This is a genomic window from Pseudomonas sp. LBUM1672, assembly GCF_059695655.1.
In genome coordinates, this window is the sequence record NZ_CP166781.1 from 3,829,741 (window position 1) to 3,847,211 (window position 17,471).

The window sequence follows — 17,471 nt, forward strand, 5'->3', positions numbered from 1 at the left end:
GCGGGCCATCTCCCGACCAAAGAATCTTCGGCGCTGAGTGGAAAACTCACCGCTCCCAACGCGAACTCAAGATGACGCTGCAAAGATTCACTCGCTGGAAACCCGGATCCTTGCAGGCAAGGAAATCATCGTTAAAGGTCCCGAACGTGCTGTGGGGCCGATGCTGCAGACCGTGATAAAACGCGTCGATCATCTGATGGGCAAAATCGGTATCGCGAGGATAGGCGGCGATCACCGCTTCGCGTTGCGCGTCTGTGAACAGTTCAAAACCACGCCCCGCTACGTCCATCCCCGCGCCAGCCTGAACCAGGGCGATTTCTGAATGCATGTGCTCTGGAATGCCCGGCGTCGTATGGAGCGCGACGGCGTTCCAGACTTTCTCGATGTCCGCTTCGGCGATGTGATGACCGCGCAAAAAGTCACGCGCGGCATTCGCGCTGTCGACCTCGAAGCGAAGCTGGCTTTCGTGATAGATCGAGGTCAGGCCGAGGTCATGGAACATGGCCGCGACGTAGAGTAACTCCGGATCGAAGGCCAGGCCTTTGCGTTCCCCGAGCAAAGCGCCCCAGAAGTAGACGCGGGTGGAGTGGGAAAACAGCAACTCGCTTTCGGTATCGCGAATGAGCTGCGTCACCTCGCGGGCCATTTTGCTGTCAGGGATTTTCACGCTGAAAATGTCGTTCGTCGCCACGGTTTAACCTCTGTCAGATCGGCCCGGTGATCTTGAAAAGGGTACGCGTCGCTCGGGTTGCAACCCAGCGCCAATGTCGCGAATTTCCAATGCGCCAATCACAGCTTTTTTTGCTGCGCCGCTGTGTATCACAGTGTGTCTGGCTATCCTCTTGATACATCTGTTTTCACCCGGCCCGGGATTCGACACAGGCCAGATACGTCACCGCGTTGAAATGCATTCAAGGTTTCAAGGGGCTCAGCCAGATCCCCTGGCCAACGGCTTGCAACGGAGACATCACCATGAAGATGGCAATGCACAACAAAATCGGCAACACCCGCCGCCGCTTGGTCAGCTCGTCGATCCTGGCGTTCGCCCTGTTCGGCGCGCTCGGCGTGGCCCACGCGCAAACACCTGCCGCCGCACAGCCGGCTGCAACCAAGGCCGAGGCCACTTATTCAACACCCTCTCCGTTCGGCCCGCTGAAGCACATCAAGGCAGGCCTGCTAAATGTGGCCTACGCCGAAACCGGTCCGGCCGACGGGCCGGTGGTGATTCTCCTGCACGGCTGGCCGTATGACATTCACAGCTATGACGAAGTCGCCCCTCTGCTTGCAGCGAAGGGTTATCGCGTCTTGATGCCGTACGCGCGTGGCTACGGCGATACACATTTCCTGTCCGATAAAACCCTTCGCAATGGCCAACCGGCCGCGCTGGCCAGTGACGTCATCGACTTCATGGATGCGCTGAAGATCAAGCAAGCGGTGCTCGGTGGTTACGACTGGGGCGCGCGCTCTGCTGGCATCGTCTCGGCGCTGTGGCCAGAACGGGTCAAGGCGCTGGTGTCGGTCAGCGGCTATCTGATCGGTAATCAGGCGGCCGGCAAGAACCCGCTGCCACCCAAGGCTGAATTGCAGTGGTGGTACCAGTTTTACTTTGCCACCGACCGCGGTCGCGCCGGGTACGAGAAAAACACCCACGACTTCGCCAAGCTGATCTGGCAACTGGCCTCGCCAAAATGGGCGTTCGACGACGCGACGTTCGACCGCAGCGCCAAGGCGCTGGACAACCCGGACCATGTCGAGATCACCGTCTTCAACTACCGCTGGCGTCTGGGCATGGTCCAGGGCGAGCCGCAATACGAGGCGCTCGAACAGAAACTGGCCACCGCGCCATCCATCAGCGTCCCGACCATCACCCTTGAAGGCGATGCCAACGGCGCACCGCACCCTGCCCCCGAGGATTACGCCAAGCGCTTCACCGGCAAATATGAGTTCCGGCTGATCAGCGGCGGCATCGGTCACAACTTGCCGCAGGAAGATCCGCAGGCGTTCGCCAAGGCGGTAATTGATGCGGATCACCTGTGAGGCCGATCTGAACCAGCACCTTTACAGCGACGGCCCGTTTTATTGAACGGGCCGTTTTTTTTGCGCAAGCATTCGCCGGTGGCTCTCTCACTTTTAGATCATTCCAGCAGCGAGATCAGGCGCGGCTCTATGGAGGTTTCAAGCACCTCCAGCAGCGCCAGCGACACCGGCAACTTGAAGCGCCGCCGTCCCGCGCTGCCGGGATTGAGGTAAAGCCGTTCACCGAGCCACTCGATGCGTGGCTTGTGCGAATGGCCGGTGATCACCAGCTTGATGGCTGAATCGAGCAAGGCGGGGACATCGGCGATGTCATGCACCAGCAGCGCCTCCCATCCGTTGAGATCGAAACGAAGAAGGTCGGGGATATTTTCTGCCCAAGGGGCGTCCAGGTCATTGTTCCCACGGACGATGTGCAGCGGCGCGATCGCTCTTAGCTGATCGAGAATGTCAGCGTTGCCGATGTCGCCCGCGTGAATGATCCGCTCGCAACCCGCCAGGGCAGCAAGGGCTTCGGCGCGGAGCAAGCCATGGGTATCGGAAATCACGCCAACTTTCATGTGTGGCTCCGCAGCAGGATCAGGAATCGGAACAGAGTGTAACCCGGTGAGGGCTGCCCCTTGCGTGATCCGAGCCGCCGGCAACGCCTGCTCTACCCACCATCGCTATCAACCTGCCCGGCGTGAACCACTGCCGAGGGAATAGGCAGGGAAATCCGTATAACCCACCTCCCCGCATCGAGTGTAATAAGTGGATCGGTCCGCTTCGGCCAACGGCCAGTCCTGCTTGAAACGCTCAACCAGATCCGGGTTTGCGATGTAGGGCCTGCCGAAGGCGATCAAATCCACCAACCCGGTATCAAGCGCAGCCTGAGCGCTGTTGCGATCAGTAAAGCCGCCGCACCAGATGATTGCGCCAGGAAACACAGCCCGAACCTTGGCCAGCAGTGCGTGGTCGAGGTGGTTCGATTTGAACTCGGCGACCTCCATGTTTTCCTCAGGCATCAGCTCGTAGACCAAGTGCAGATAGGCGACGCCGAGTCGACCCAGACGCTCGGCAACGTACAACAAGGTTTCCTCGGTGCGAGGGTCCGCCGGAATGCCGTTGAACTTGCCGAACGGCGACAGGCGCACACCCACGCGTCCCGGGCCCAATTCACGCACCGCCGCTTCAACCACTTCCAGCAGGAACCGTGTGCGGTTTTCTACGCTTGCGCCTCCATATAAATCGGTGCGCGTGTTGAGCACCGAGTTCATGAACTGCTCGAACAGATAGCCGTTAGCTCCGTGAATTTCGACGCCGTCAAATCCGGCCTCCCGTGCGTGGATGCAGCCTCGGGTGAAGGTGTCGACCAAAGCCATCACTTCCTCAGGCCTCAGACGCCGGGGCTTGCCTGCCGGGATATGGGCCAACTTGCCGTCCGGGCCGTGGGCAAACACTTGCGAGTCAGCCCTTTCCTCGGTCACACCCCATGGCGCCTCGCCGTTCGGCATGAGCGATGGATGGGCCATCCGGCCGACGTGCCACAGTTGCAGAAATATCGTGCCGCCGTTGCGGTGAACCTCATCGGTCACCAGGCGCCAGCCCTGCTGCTGGGCTGGCGTGTAGATGCCGGGGGTCATGGCGTAGCCGTTGCTGGACGGCGCAATGTCCGTTGCCTCGGCGACGATCAGGCCGGCACTGGCGCGCTGCCCGTAGTAGGCGGCCATCAATTCGTTCGGAACATCACCCTGGGACGTGCGCGTGCGTGTCATGGGGGCCATGACCATACGGTTCGTCAGCGCAACGGTGCCTCCAACCAAATGGGATTCAAACAGGTCTATCATGGGTCTTCCTTCGGGTCGGACTGGATCGGAAGGAAAGCGTACTTTTCGGAAGTCGCGCCCATCTACACACCGTTTTGTCAGTGGTGCCAAATGAAGACAATCAATAGACTGCCGGGCTTGCCGATCGAGCGCACGCTGGCAGTGCTCTCCGGCCGCTGGAAGGGGGTCATCCTTCATGTGCTGCTGGACGGACCGCAACGCACCTGTGATCTGGAGAAGCGCATTGTCGGCGTTTCACAGAAGGTGTTGATCGAGCAACTGCGAGCGCTTGAGGAACATGGGATGGTGAGTCGGCAGCCCAGTGCCGAGGATCGTCAGGGGATCGAATACCTGCTCACCCCGCTGGGCGAAAGCCTGCGGCCCATCCTGGAAACGCTGATCGAATGGGGCGTCCATCACGCCACGGAACTCGATGAGGCCCATCGGCTGCTGCCATGTGAGGCGGTTGTTCGGGATCGCACCCACTGACACGTATTTCATTTCAGCGTCTGAGGCTGTTCCTGATCACTGCCTCTGCTAGTCTGCCGGATCCCATAGTTATCAACGCCAGGCTCAAGCAATGTTCAACATCCGTGTTATGACCATGGACGACTATGACGCGGTCATCGACCTCATGAGGCGTACCCCGGGCGTTTCCTTGCGTGATGCCGACTCTCGTGAATCGACCTCGAGGTATCTGGAACGAAACCCCGGAATGAGCTTCGTGGCTGAAGCCGGAGCCGATCTGTGTGGATGCGTCTTGTGCGGACACGACGGCCGCAGAGGCTATTTGCAGCATCTGGTTGTCCGTCCTCAATATCGGCGCCAAGGCATCGCCAATGCGCTGGTAGAGCGCTGTCTTTCGAGTCTTGAAAAACTCGGAATACTTAAATGTCATCTCGACGTTTTCAAGACCAATGGAACAGCTGCCAGCTATTGGCAAAGCCAGGGTTGGCAGCTCAGGTCTGATATCGATCGGTATTCGTTTACCCGATCGGATAATGAGAACGTATGACCGAGTGACACCATTCAATCCCGTGCGCGGTCGCGCGCGCCATCAGCCTTTAACTGGCCCTCCAAAACCTGCACAATCGCCGGCTTTTTTCGCGACAGGAAGTCCCCATGCAACGGATTGTAATTCTGGGCAATGCCGGCAGCGGCAAATCCACCCTCGCCCGCGCCCTCGGCGAACGCATGGGCCTGCCCGTGGTGCATCTCGACACATTGTTCTGGGAACCCGACTGGGTCGAACCCGATGCTGAGCAATTCCGCGCGCGGGTCCGCGAAGCGATCGCACCGGATGCCTGGGTGTGTGAGGGCAACTATGCGCGGCGAACATTCGACCTTCGCCTGCCCCGTACCGACCTGATCATCTGGCTCGATACATCGCGGCTCACCTGTCTCGCCAGGGTAATCATACGCAGCATCATGAACCGCCCTCGCGCTGACCTGCCTGCAGGCTGCACGGAGAAGCTCGACCGGGCATTCCTGACCTTTCTGAACTTCGTGTGGAATTACGATCGTGGCTATCGCCCAGGTATCGAGGCAGTACGACTGGCCATAGGCCCGCAAATTCCTACGGTGCACTTGCGCGGTAACCGGCAGATTGCTGCGTTTCTCGATGACTTGCCCGCAATGTCTGTAACCTCCGTCCCGCCTGAACACCCCGCGCGAACGGGCTGCCTTGACCTGAACGGAGGTCCGGACCAAACAAGCAGTCAGTAATCCCAGAAAGCCGCGACCCAGCGAAAAGCGTTGCCGTCGATGGCCACTCGGCCAACGGAGGGGAATGGCAGGTGCGTGGCGACAAACAGCTCACCGCTCGCCGCCGCCTCTTGCATCAGGCGCACCCGAACGCGGAACGACTCTTCAGGCAGCGTCGACGAGTATGGTCTGGTCGCCGCTGCGCAGCACCAGCACGTTCAGCGGCCAATCGAATGCGTCCGGCCCCAGGTACTGATCCTTGAACCAGGCCGCGCGATCGGCCGGGTCGACATTGGTGGACATCGTCGAGGTCGGCAGAGGCAGCACGCCATCGCTGATCACCAGCACGTCGATCTCGCCGACCCGCAGCGCATAGCGCGAAGAAACCAGCTCCTCGACTCCCGACCCACCCGGGTGTGAGGTGCTTTGCAAGCTTAGGTTTGGCTCCTGCAGGCCGCTGCTTTCCTGATGGGCTCCATCCTTTGTGACGGGGAAGTTCAGATGCGTCGTCATGGTCGTTCTCCGATTGCCTGGCTCAAGAAATCTCGAGCGAAAGCCGCTCTCTCGACGTGAGAGGGACGGATCGCCCAGAAACCGAGTCTGCATCGCGACGCACCGCGCCAGCTACCATACCTGGGTATGGTGCGCTTGCACCTTAGCGTGATCGCTTCATGCAAAAGGGTAGGAGGATGCCTCTACGAAGTTACACGCACTAAGCCGCCGTTTCGCCGCCTTGCGGTTTACCCACGCCATACCTCACGCCCGCCCGAAGCGCATGACGGAGTTTCAGGGCCGGCCGTTCGATGCAGTAGTACGAAACGCAGCTCAACCCGAACGACAGGATCAGAACGGCGGCAACGATAGGCGCGTCGTAGGCAACGGGCCAGAAAGCGCGCAGGAAGTACATCACCACAAAGTGATTCAAAAACACGCCATAGCTGATGTCCCCGAGGAACTCGTCAACCCGGTGAAACTTGAGTTTCGTCAGCACGTACACCGCCGGGATGCCTAACGCGATGCCCGCAGTCACTTCCGCGTTAAATGGCCGACGCTCAATCAGCCCCGCTTCGATCGCCGCAAACATCAAGGCTGCCACCACGGCGGTGCCGGCAGCGATCGCCAGACCCTTCGCTCGCGGTTTGTACAGGTAGCTGCCGCACAGGAACATGAACAAGACGCCCGGCAACAGGCGATAGCCGTACACATCGGTGTTGATGAAACCAAGACAGGCCGTCATGAAAACCGCAACAGACAAGGCAAACGCAATGCCCCGCGCCTTGTAGATAATCAAGAAAGGGATCACGAGGTAGAAACACATTTCAAGCCCCAGCGACCAGCCCGGCGGCAAGATCAGCGACCCTGCAACCCCGAACATGTAGAAACCGAGGGGCACCATGGCAAGACTCTGCGCGATGGTTTTGAAGGTCAGCTCGGCGGCTTGGGGCGTGCCGGGCAGCAGGAAATAGATCACGGCGCAGGATGCCAGGAAGTAGAACAGGAACTGCGGGTAAAGCCGCAAGGCCCGGTCCATGTAGAACAGGCCGATTTTCTCCGGCGCCTTGTAATTGCGCTCGATGAGCGAGGTCATTACGAAGCCGCTGATGATCAGAAAGGAAATCACGGCAACCACGCCAGGGTTAAGCCCCACGAACGTCTTGCCCATATGAGAAACGGCCACCAGAACGGCCAACAACAGACGATAAGCTCCCACCCGGTTCTCCAGACATCCTTATATTTATGGCGCGTAAGCTACGATGCTTTCAGTCCTGAGAACAGGCTTTTTTCGTGGCGCCGGAACCTTCCTTCATCTGCGCGAATCGATCCGGCGATCTCTGCCGTGTGGGACTATTCAGATTCCCCCGGGCAAAAAAAAGCCCCGCAACCGAAACGCGGTGCGGGGCAAAAAATTGGTTGGTTGCGGCCAACCAAAGGAGCGCTTGAAAAACGTTACGGGCCGGGGTCAGATGCAATCCTGGGCGGCGCGTCCAAAACTCGACGGCAGGAAGTTCGAAGCCAGCAAGTGCCGCTCGTAGATGAACACCTTGCCGCCACTGCCGGCCTTGTAGGCTTCCAGCACGTTGTCAGCGGAAATTTTGCTCGGCACCACAATCCGATAGCTGCGCTGGGTCTGCGAGACGGTCGGGTTCAACGCACTTCCCTGCAATTTCGGTACGACGCAGTCGGCGTATTGCGCAGGTGTCTTACGGGTCTGCAGGGTCAGCGTCGGGTCATTCGGTGCAGAAGCGCAGCCGACGAGCAATAAAGAGGCAAACGCCATGGCAGGCACAAATAACGGGCGCATGGATGTCATCCTGAAAATAAAAAGTCCGGTTCATCACGCGTCGGGACAGCATCACCGGCGGTGTTCGATGGGGGGGATTTTCCGGTGATTGCCGACAAAGCAGAAACTGTGTTTCGTGATTGTCACTATTACTTCACGCAATAGTTGCGCGCCGTGCAGACTCGTACACACTCAATCACAACCAAAAATATTGATGAGGCCGCTCCTTGAGAACGTTTGACCTGATCCGCGACGCCGTCCTGCCCGATTTCCGTGACCGGGTGGCCGAGTATCTGATCGAGTACGAAACCGTACTGCTGTGCGAGAACCCGTCCGCCCCGGAGTTAACCCGTGCCACCGCCAATCAGCTGCGCGGTTATTTGCGCGGGTTGAACACCACGCGGGTGTTGGGCATGGCGGAGTGGGAAGAGCTGGATCGGCGGGTGGTGGATACGTGGCTTTTGCCTGACCAATGACAGCTTCGGGGGAGTCGCTTTACTGGCCGGAACGGGTCCTTGATTAGCCCGCCTCAAGACGTGCGCGCACGCGGGTTAAACAGTCTCGGCGTCGTGGTTGCGGCCAGGAATGTGCCCCGGTCATTTGAAAGAACAGTGATGAATCGGCATTAATCCGATGCGAAGAGCGCATGGACACAGAAGTGCCCTTCACAACAGCCGATGCCTTGATACTCTGTGTGCCCCTGATCATGGATCATCAGCACATGGAAGTAGCAGCCCACTTCATCATTCTTGAAACGGAGCATTGGCTGCTCAATCACCACCTGTCGTCGGCGCTTCCCGGCTATCTGATGCTGGGGGCGAAGAATCACGTCAACTCGCTGGCTGAACTTCCCGACGCTGCGCTGGCTGAGTTGGGTGGGCTGATGGCCAACATCCAGAAAACCCTCGAGTTGCAGCTGAAGCCGAAGTGGCTCTACATCAGTCGATTCGGTCACGACCCTCGCTATCCCATCCACTTTCACTTCATTCCGGTGTACGCCTGGGTCGAAGATCTTTTCTGGAAAGATGCCAGGTACCGGCTTTTGCAGACATTCGCCAGCCTCGAAAACGCCCAGTCACTGACGGATGGAGCGGAACTGACACTGTTCATCTGGCGCGAGTTTGGAGAGAGCCTAGAGCCGCCGGAAGCTCAAGGGCCGTCAATCAATCAGCTCATTGATGATTTGCGCCAATCCTTCAATTAGGGGCAGCCCTGTCCGGAAAAAGGCCGGACGCCATCGCATTTGATAAATACTCTCAAATGAGAGTACGACGTATTCCAGAATGTATTGCGTTTGCGTATGATACGAATTCTCAATAACATCAAAATCAAATGTGAGCTCGCATGACCGCCCCCCTCTCTCTGCGTATTCAAAACTCCGTGACGCCGCGCTCGCCTTCGACCCTGCGCCCCCTGGCTCTCGCAGTGCACATGCTGGCAGCCGGTATCGCCATCACTGCGCCCTCCGTGCAAGCGGCGGAACAGACTGAGCAGACAGAGACTGGAAGTGCTGTGACCCTGGCGCCTATCGCGATCACGGAGACGGCCACTCGCGAGCGCAGCGCCGTCACCGAAGATACCCACTCATACACAACTGACGCTGCGCGCACGGCCACGCCGTTGAGCATGTCCCTGCGGGAGACGCCGCAGTCGGTGAGCGTCATCACCCAGCAACGCATACAGGACCAGGATCTGCATACGATCCTCGACGTGGTCAACAATGCCACCGGTGTGTCGGTCAACCGCTACGAGACCAGCCGGGCGCAGTTCAACGCCCGTGGTTTTGAACTCAACTCGTTGATGATCGATGGCGTGCCCACCATTTACGAGCAGCCATGGAGTTCGGGGGAAATTTTCAGCAGCCTGGCCATGTATGACCGCGTTGAAGTCGTACGCGGCGCCAATGGTCTGATGACCGGTGCCGGCGACCCTTCGGCGTCCATCAACATGGTGCGCAAGCGCGCTAACAGCAAAGACCTGAAGGGGTCTGTAGAACTGAGCGCCGGCACGTGGGACACCTATGGCGTCGAGGCCGACGTATCCACGGCGCTGAACGAGGAAGGCACTGTCCGCGCGCGGCTGGTCGGTGAGACCAACGAAGGCGATACGTGGATCGACATGAACTCGAACAAGCGCCAGACCCTCTACGGCACGATGGATATCGACCTGACGCCCGACACCACGCTCTGGTTCGGCTTGAGCCGGCAAGAAAGCAACGCCGACTCGCCGATGTGGGGAGGCCTGCCCGTCTGGTACGCAGACGGCAGCCGTACCAACTGGAGCCGCTCGAAGTCAACCTCCGCCAAGTGGAGCAAGTGGGACACGACCTACGAGACCTACTTCGTCAATCTTGATCACACCTTTGCCAACGACTGGCAAGTCAACCTCAGCTACAACCGTGGCGAGCGCACCGGCGACTCTTCCCTGCTGTACCTGTCCGGCAATCCAGGCAGGAACGGCAGCGCCGGGATGTCTTCGTTCCCGGCGACCTACAAGACCGAAACCACCCAGGACGACTATGGCATCCGCTTCAACGGCCCGTTCTCATTCCTGGGTCGTGAGCACGAATTGGCCTTCGGTTATGTGGACAGCAAGCAGAAGTTCGACGCCGACTCACTCGACGCGCAAACAGGTTTTGACGGCGTTGCCGATTTCGATGCCTACAACGGCAATTTCGCAGAGCCGGTATGGGGCCCGAGGACCGACTACGGCTACAGCGAGACACGCCAAAAAGGACTGTACGCCGCCACCCGCCTGAACGTGACCGACGATTTGAAAGTGATTCTTGGCGCGCGTGAGAGCTGGTACGAGAAGACCAGTGATGACATCTTCTCGGAAGTCAGCAAGACCGATGTCGATCATGAGCTGACGCCCTATGCCGGTATTGTCTACGACCTCACCGACAACCTCTCGGCGTATGCCAGCTACACGGAAATCTTCCTGCCGCAATCGGTACGCGACCGCAGTGGCCAGGAACTGGAACCGATTGTTGGCGAAAGCACTGAATTGGGCCTCAAGGGTGAATACTTCGGTGGCCGCTTGAACGCCTCTGCTGCGATTTTCCAGATCAAGCAGGACAATCTGGGCCAGAACACCGGCGCGCTGATCGATCCTTCAAACCCGGTCGGCGGCTTCGCCTACGAGGCAAGCGAAGGCGCGACCAGCAAGGGTTTCGAACTGGAAGTTTCCGGCGAACTCGCAACGGACTGGAATGCCTCGGTGGGTTACACCCAGTTCACGGCCGAAGATGCCAAGGGCGACGACGTCAACACGCTGTACCCGACCAAGTTGCTGCGCACCTTTACCACCTACCGTCTGCCAGGTGCTTTCAACAAGCTGACCATTGGCGGCGGGGTTAACTGGCAGGACTCGATCTACACCTACGCCGTCAACCCGGCCGGCAATTCCGAGAAGATCCAGCAGGATGCCTATGCCCTGGTCAACCTGATGGCGCGCTACGAATTCACCGACAACCTCTCGGGCCAGCTGAATGCCAACAACGTCACCGACGAGAAGTATTTCGACATCTTCGATGCCTATGGAGCCCTGACGTACGGCGCACCGCGCAGCATTACCGCTTCGGCGAAGTACCGCTTTTAAGGCAGGCTCTCTGCTACCCGAGGCGTGCACCACGAAGAAGACACAACACCGGCCTTGCGCCGGTGTTTGCTTTTTTGATGACAGGCAACCCTGGATTCAGCCGGCCAGTTACACTGACGCTCATGCCAATGTTCGGACTTAAGGGATAGTCAGCTTCATGTGGAAAAGTTGGTTGCAAAGACTCACCGGCAAAACATCCGCCACCGCAGTTGCCCCACGCCTACCAGAGCCACCAGAGACCTCACCCACACGTGATTGGAAGTCGCTTGTCGCGTCATGGAATGGATTCGACCGGGAGGCAGGCTTGCGGGCAGTCAGGTCTTCTCAGTCGGCCGAACGGCTGGCGGCTATTATCGTGCGTATCAACGACTGGGTACCTCAAGTTCGCGAGGCTGCCAGATGCGCTTTCGAAGACTACTTAACGCCAGAATATTCCGCTTCGCTGATCGCTCAAATTCCCGCCATTCTTGCACTTGAACATCGCCAGCGCGAAGATCACAGCGTGACGATAAATAAGCTTGAATCGTTGCTGGCAACACCTGATTGCCTGGTTCAAAGCATGGCAGCCTTCGAAGCTAGCCGTGGCTCCTGCGCGCGGTTGCTTTTCAGGGTGCTCACCAAGACAATGGTTGAAGATGAACTGGAGGCGTTTCTTGTAACGAGCCTTCACCACGTGGATTTCAGCGTGCGTCGGTTAGCGCTTGGCAAGGCAATGGAGCTTCCGCACACATTGGCTCAAAAAGCCATCGCCTTCGGGCTTGGCAGCAACAGCAGCATTCTCAGGAGACTGTCGTTTCTAGAAGCGATCCGATTGCAAACGGACCGAACACAACTGATCAAAGACTTTTTGACGGACCCATCGTCGGCGGCGAGGTCGACTGCGCTATGGGCAGCCAAAAAGTATGACGTCGACCCATTGTCAGTTCTTCAGGCGCATCTGGCTGGCGAGATACCCAGTAAAAAAGCCCAGTGGCTCGGCGTACTCGGGTTGGCGCAATACCTGAACGTGCGTATCCCTGAAGGGTGGATGAGAGCAGCCCTAAGCCAAAACAGTGGTGCAGTTCGTTCGCTCGTCTTGATCCTCGAGGGGGAAGACAGGCCTGCGTTGCTTATCGCTGCGATCGCAGATCCGTCCCGGCCCGTCTTTGAAGCCGGCGTCCACGGCTTGCGCCCTCAACCTTGGAGCATCGTCGAATCGGCATTTACCCACCAGCTCGAAACACTTTGGGTAACGCTGTCCCCCTCTCGACGCCAGGCTCTCCTCGAACTGATGCCCAAATGGACCCAGGCAGGGTTTCTTCTTTATCAGCTTCACCGCAGCCCTTATGAGCCGTCTTCGCTTGAGCAGATAAGGAAGTGGGTCGACGCCCAGCCCTACTCCATCACCGACCGAGAAACTCCGAAAAGAGAGTGTGACCGGATCATTGAACAACTGCGTGCGCTGGAGACAGATCGGAGATTACCTGCAGGGTCCATTGCCAGGCTGACATGAGGGGGGGCTGATGGGCGCTACTGTGAATGCAGGTATTGCGTCCACCTGGGACCAAGACAATAAGTCCTCGTAAAAATGAGCTCGACGGTCCCGAGCCGTTGCTCACGAGCAGACGTCAGTCATCCACTTGGACCTCCATCTGCGACCGACAGTTATGGGCCAGAAGCGAACAACGATCGGTACTACGATCAGTCTTCACGCTCGTGACGCTGACTTGCCAACCCAGTACCGCGCAGCTACTGTCAGCCCTATGAATCAACCACCTATCGCCTTGACCACAACTACCACGACCGCCAAAGGCGGTGCGTGAGAGGTGTCGTGAGCCGATAAGCACGAACTTCAAAGGCCCGCCAGTGATGGACAGGGCCCTTTCTTTTGCCCTTGTGTCGCTGGCTAAAACGCAAGGAAAAGCACTATGTATGCACTGTTGATTCTCGATATGCAGGTTGGATTGTTTCATGGCGCGGATACGCCATGGGCAGGCGAAGCGCTGGTAGACACGTTGAACAATCTATTGAATAAAGCCCGGAGTGCGGGCGCCCCCATTTTTCTCGCCCGCCATATTGGCCCACCTGGTTCGCCAATCGAGCCTGGAAGCCCGTTGACGCAGTTGGTGCAGGAACTGGTGCTGCAGGGCGACGAAGTGATTTTCGAAAAAAGTCGACCCAACGCCTTCACCAAGACAGTTCTTGCCGATCACCTGTGGGCTTGTGGTGCTCAGGGTGTGGTCATTGCCGGAATGAAGACCCAATACTGTGTCGACAGCACCTGCCGCGCCGCACGAGACCATGGTTTCGATGCGGTGCTGATCGCCGATGGTCATACCTGCACGGACACCTTTGCGCTGAAGGCCGAAGAGATTGTCGCTCATCACAATGCGACCCTCGCGGGTCCATTCTGTCGTGTCGTAAACGCTGAGGACTGGTGTTTCTAACCGCCATCGACGGACCGGTCCACGTCAGGGCCGATCCGTCCACGCTGGGTCGTTTTCAGCCCTTTGTGAAAGGCAGAAATCGGCCAAAAGCGGTCAATCGGATTAAACTACACCGAAGTCCTGTCAGAGATTATTTACATGCTGATTGAGTGCCAAAGGTGCGGCCAAGGTTACGTTCGAGCAATGCGGGTTCGCTCTACAAAAATTTTGCTGTGGGTGTGCGAAGAGTGTGAGGCAACGTGGACGAGCCAGACTGAGGTGAATGTCTGTAAATTTGAAGATTACGGAACGTTAATGGCCGGCATTGGCCGCAGTTGTTTATGGTCAGAATTGGAGCCACAGTGAAAAGTTAGTTATCGAGTACTTAATGTCAAATGCCCGCTTTGAGTCGTTTGCGGCCTGTCGCGATGGGCAGAAAACGACCCCTAGGAGACGTTCATACCAGAGATGACAGATCCGTCTCCGCTGGGGGATTGCTCGTGAATCTAAGCGTCAGATTCTTTTTTTGCCAGCCTGATGGCTGTAGTCATATGCGGTACAGCGTAGGCCTTGTACCAATGATTCATTCCTGCAATAGCTTTCTGAGCGGGTGCCGTGTCGGCTGCTCCGACCAATTCCGCACAAGCCTGCGCCATTGAGACAAGAATGCGGGCTGCTTCGGGAACGTAGGGAAGGTCATTTCCAGCCTCATGACGCTCACGAATGATCTGGTAACGAATGTTTTCCGGGAGCGTCCAGGCACTGATTAAAAACTCCTGAACGGAGTAATCAACGCCTTTGATTTCCACGGTCGCGGAGCGATGTACTTCATTGAATCCAGCCGTTTCGATCTGCTCACAGCTATCAATGACAGTGTTCATCATTTCTCGAATTTGTTGCCAATCAGTTTTCATTCGAACTCCTTTTCAATGTTGTCTTTTCAGCAGGATACGTTGAGTGTGTTTCTGTGCACAGGTGAATGGCAGCTTCTGGTCCAGGCCGTGTAAAAACGCATTCGTCACTTTGAAGTCAGCGTTGCTACGTGAAATCTGGCGTCGACCATTTGGTAAGTAGACCTGAAATTTGCATAGGGACGCGATTTTTAGGCTGTTTTCGTCTGCCTACACAGATCGAAAACGTTTTTACACAGCCTCGGCCGATAGCTGCCCGTCATCAGTGGTGCTATCGGGTAATGCTAGATATCAGAATGGGGGCTAGAATGAGCCGAACGGCTTGCGTTGATCTCGCCAAGCTTGAGTAGACGCTGATCGAAGGCGTGCATATTTCAACCATTCGCCCGCAACCAACACGCTTCGTCTCACCCGTACATGTACAAAAGGTCGTCGATCAGCTCTAGCTCCTGCTGCGTGTACTGGACCTTGTTGTACCGTCTAATGTTCTCAAGCACACCTCTGATCGGAACCTGCCGCGAAGGATCCTGTAGTGGTCTAATGAAACCGGACACCCATTTAGGCGAGAATGCTCGCCAGATCGAGGTGTCAGATGACCAAACAACGCCGCTCCTTTACTCCTGAATTCAAGCGCGAGGCTGCCGACCTTGTGCTCAAACAAAACTACAGCTACATCGAAGCCAGCCGTTCACTCGGCATTGGTGAATCGGCATTACGCCGCTGGGTTGACCAGATTCAGAAAGAACATAAAGGCGTCACCCCGCAGAGCAAGGCACTGACTCCGGAACAGCAAAAAATTCAGGAGCTGGAAGCCCGGATTGCTCGGCTTGAGCGAGAGAAATCAATACTAAAAAAGGCTACCGCGCTCTTGATGTCGGAAGATCACGAGCGTTCGCGCTGATTGACCAGTTGAGGGCACATGAGCCGGTTGATTGGCTGTGCAAGGTGTTTGATGTCACTCGCTCGTGTTACTACGCCCAGCGCCTGCGGCGCCGCACGCCGGATGTTGAACGGCTTCGATTGCGTAGTCGCGTAAGTGAGCTGTTCTCGCAAAGTCGCAGCTCTGCGGGCAGTCGCAGCATCCTGTCACTGATGCGTGAAGACGGTGAGCAACTCGGTCGATTCAAAGTGCGTAGCTTGATGCGCGAGCTTGATTTAGTCAGCAAACAACCCGGCTCCCATGCCTACAAACGAGCAACAGTAGAAAGACTGGATATCCCGAACACATTGAACCGCGAGTTCGACGTGCCTGCGCCCAATCAAGTCTGGTGCGGCGATATCACCTACATTTGGGCGCAAGGAAAGTGGCATTACCTGGCTGTCGTCCTGGATCTTTGTACGCGTCGGATCGTGGGCTGGGCGCTGTCGGAAAAGCCAGACGCTGAGCTGGTGATCAAAGCGCTGGATATGGCTTACGAGCAGCGTGGCAGGCCTTCGGATCTGCTATTCCACTCAGACCAGGGATCGCAATATGCAAGCCGACTCTTTCGCCAGCGGTTGTGGCGATACCGCATGCGCCAAAGCATGAGTCGACGAGGAAACTGCTGGGATAACGCACCGATGGAGCGCGTATTTCGCAGCTTGAAAACAGAATGGATACCGACCGTGGGCTATCGAACTGCGCAGGAAGCACAGCGCGATATCAGCCATTTTTTGATGCATCGCTACAACTGGATTCGGCCTCATCAATTCAACGATGGGTTGGCTCCAGCGCGGGCCGAGGAAAAACTTAACGTCGTGTCCGGGATTAGTTGACCACTACAATCCTGAACAATTTCGATCAGACGGTCGTAATCGGGGTCGTTTCCCTTGAGGTATTTTTCAATCGGTTCTTTGAGCGCTACGCGCGCCTCTAGATCGGTTAGCACTGTTACTTCTCCGGCAAGACAGTGACCTCATCCACTTTGATGATAGTGGTAGTTCCTGGTTTCGGAATGAGTCATCGCGCACCACCTGTACCTTAGCCAGCATACGCTTTCGTGAAGCGTTCCAGGTTCGGACTTTTACCATCAAGCTAATATGGGACTTTTACGGTTGGCTCGTCGTCCTTATAGAGTTGCAGCGTGTCGAACTTCAATCGCAGGCAACCATCACTCCATGCAGGGGCGGGGGCAGCACTACGGCCATCAAGCAGATTTGGTATCCATGTGGCGATTCAGTGGTTGCAGAAAACTCTGAATAATAGGGTAAAGGTAGGGAGCCATTCCGGTCTGTGAGATTGTTTCAATCCCCGCGTGTGCTGCGGTGATTACTTTCCATAAGCTAGGAGCTACTGATAAAGTCCCGCAGAAGAATCCAGGGCGTTCAACAATTCCTGAGTTGGAATAGCGTACTGACCGAGGTTCGCCATATCCAGATCCCCCCAGTCTTGATCATCATCAATTTCCAATATCAGCAAATCGATTTTTTTGAGCTGGAAGAAACTAATGATGTCGCGAATCTCTTTCTCGCGTTGCACCTGATCATTTCCATAAAGCCCACCGGCATAGAAGAAGCCCTTATCACCCATGGCAAGTTTCTTCTGAGAGCCAATAAGGGACATTTTGAAGCGTTGGTGAAGAAATGTCGTGGCTTCCACATCACTCGTCGGTGATGCCGCTGCAATGCTTATTTTGGTCATGGTTTAAAAGTCCTCAGAGAACAGAGGGTTAAGGGGTTTGCCCATGGTGTCTTTCTGGTAGTTACCATCGTGCCACCTGTAGAGGTGTCATCGGCGACGTCGCGCACGCGG

General features: G+C 57.0%; 17 protein-coding genes and 1 pseudogene. 10 read left to right on the plus strand and 8 right to left on the minus strand.

Annotation, left to right across the window (positions count from 1 at the left end):
* Positions 1–46: 46 nt before the first annotated feature.
* Entirely contained in the window at positions 47–646 is a 600-nt protein-coding gene (locus tag ACA053_RS17405) for an HD domain-containing protein (protein WP_497396199.1), read from the minus strand.
* Between the two features lie 326 nt (positions 647–972).
* Between ACA053_RS17405 and ACA053_RS17410 the strand changes: the two genes are divergently transcribed.
* Entirely contained in the window at positions 973–2,037 is a 1,065-nt protein-coding gene (locus ACA053_RS17410) for an alpha/beta fold hydrolase (RefSeq protein WP_497393233.1), read from the plus strand.
* Positions 2,038–2,135: 98 nt separating this feature from the next.
* Here ACA053_RS17410 and ACA053_RS17415 read toward each other — a convergent pair whose 3' ends face one another.
* Entirely contained in the window at positions 2,136–2,594 is a 459-nt protein-coding gene (locus ACA053_RS17415; RefSeq protein ID WP_497393234.1) for a metallophosphoesterase family protein, read from the minus strand.
* 108 nt (positions 2,595–2,702) lie between these two features.
* A complete protein-coding gene (locus ACA053_RS17420; RefSeq protein WP_497393235.1) occupies positions 2,703–3,860 on the minus strand; it encodes an alkene reductase in 1,158 nt (385 codons plus the stop codon).
* 90 nt (positions 3,861–3,950) lie between these two features.
* Here ACA053_RS17420 and ACA053_RS17425 point away from each other — a divergent pair, with 90 nt between their 5' ends.
* The 3 genes from ACA053_RS17425 to ACA053_RS17435 all read left to right on the plus strand — a co-directional run bounded on the left by ACA053_RS17425 (position 3,951) and on the right by ACA053_RS17435 (position 5,564).
* The gene (locus ACA053_RS17425) at positions 3,951–4,328 is read left to right on the plus strand and encodes a winged helix-turn-helix transcriptional regulator (RefSeq protein WP_497393236.1); all 378 of its coding nucleotides are present in this window, start codon (positions 3,951–3,953) and stop codon (positions 4,326–4,328) included.
* A gap of 91 nt (positions 4,329–4,419) precedes the next feature.
* Entirely contained in the window at positions 4,420–4,854 is a 435-nt protein-coding gene (locus tag ACA053_RS17430; RefSeq protein WP_497393237.1) for a GNAT family N-acetyltransferase, read from the plus strand.
* 107 nt (positions 4,855–4,961) lie between these two features.
* Positions 4,962–5,564: a P-loop NTPase family protein gene (locus ACA053_RS17435; protein WP_497393238.1), complete on the plus strand. Its 603-nt coding sequence runs from the start codon at positions 4,962–4,964 to the stop codon at positions 5,562–5,564.
* Here ACA053_RS17435 and ACA053_RS17440 read toward each other — a convergent pair.
* The 3 genes and pseudogenes from ACA053_RS17440 to ACA053_RS17450 form a co-directional block, all read right to left on the minus strand.
* Positions 5,558–6,056 (minus strand): annotated as a pseudogene (locus tag ACA053_RS17440) (hypothetical protein). The gene ACA053_RS17435 and the pseudogene ACA053_RS17440 overlap by 7 nt on opposite strands.
* A gap of 199 nt (positions 6,057–6,255) precedes the next feature.
* A complete protein-coding gene (locus ACA053_RS17445) occupies positions 6,256–7,254 on the minus strand; it encodes an acyltransferase family protein (protein ID WP_497393239.1) in 999 nt (332 codons plus the stop codon).
* Positions 7,255–7,503: 249 nt separating this feature from the next.
* Entirely contained in the window at positions 7,504–7,845 is a 342-nt protein-coding gene (locus tag ACA053_RS17450; protein ID WP_497393240.1) for a hypothetical protein, read from the minus strand.
* Positions 7,846–8,051: 206 nt separating this feature from the next.
* On the opposite strand from ACA053_RS17450, the gene ACA053_RS17455 reads away from it, so the two are divergent.
* From ACA053_RS17455 to ACA053_RS17475, 5 genes are all read left to right on the plus strand, one after another.
* Positions 8,052–8,300, plus strand: a complete 249-nt coding sequence (locus ACA053_RS17455) for a hypothetical protein (RefSeq protein ID WP_497393241.1) — start codon at positions 8,052–8,054, stop codon at positions 8,298–8,300.
* 245 nt (positions 8,301–8,545) lie between these two features.
* Positions 8,546–9,028, plus strand: coding sequence for an HIT family protein (locus tag ACA053_RS17460; RefSeq protein WP_497396201.1), 483 nt, complete (start codon positions 8,546–8,548; stop codon positions 9,026–9,028).
* A 140-nt stretch (positions 9,029–9,168) separates the two neighbouring features.
* Positions 9,169–11,424 (plus strand): TonB-dependent siderophore receptor, encoded by a 2,256-nt coding sequence (locus tag ACA053_RS17465; protein WP_109632667.1) that lies wholly within the window; start codon positions 9,169–9,171, stop codon positions 11,422–11,424.
* A 355-nt stretch (positions 11,425–11,779) separates the two neighbouring features.
* Positions 11,780–12,916, plus strand: coding sequence for a hypothetical protein (locus ACA053_RS17470; protein WP_497393242.1), 1,137 nt, complete (start codon positions 11,780–11,782; stop codon positions 12,914–12,916).
* Between the two features lie 415 nt (positions 12,917–13,331).
* Positions 13,332–13,850 (plus strand): cysteine hydrolase family protein, encoded by a 519-nt coding sequence (locus tag ACA053_RS17475; protein ID WP_497393243.1) that lies wholly within the window; start codon positions 13,332–13,334, stop codon positions 13,848–13,850.
* A 485-nt stretch (positions 13,851–14,335) separates the two neighbouring features.
* Here the strand turns inward: ACA053_RS17475 and ACA053_RS17480 are convergent, their stop codons facing one another.
* Positions 14,336–14,743, minus strand: coding sequence for a hypothetical protein (locus ACA053_RS17480; protein WP_497393244.1), 408 nt, complete (start codon positions 14,741–14,743; stop codon positions 14,336–14,338).
* A 589-nt stretch (positions 14,744–15,332) separates the two neighbouring features.
* On the opposite strand from ACA053_RS17480, the gene ACA053_RS17485 reads away from it, so the two are divergent.
* Positions 15,333–16,495, plus strand: a protein-coding gene (locus ACA053_RS17485; RefSeq protein WP_109627876.1) for an IS3 family transposase whose coding sequence is annotated in 2 segments (ribosomal slippage) — positions 15,333–15,588 and positions 15,588–16,495 — 1,164 coding nt in all. Because the reading frame shifts where the segments join, the coding sequence is not laid out codon by codon here.
* A gap of 514 nt (positions 16,496–17,009) precedes the next feature.
* On the opposite strand, the gene ACA053_RS17490 is transcribed toward ACA053_RS17485, so the two are convergent.
* Positions 17,010–17,360: a hypothetical protein gene (locus ACA053_RS17490; RefSeq protein ID WP_497393245.1), complete on the minus strand. Its 351-nt coding sequence runs from the start codon at positions 17,358–17,360 to the stop codon at positions 17,010–17,012.
* Positions 17,361–17,471: the final 111 nt, after the last annotated feature.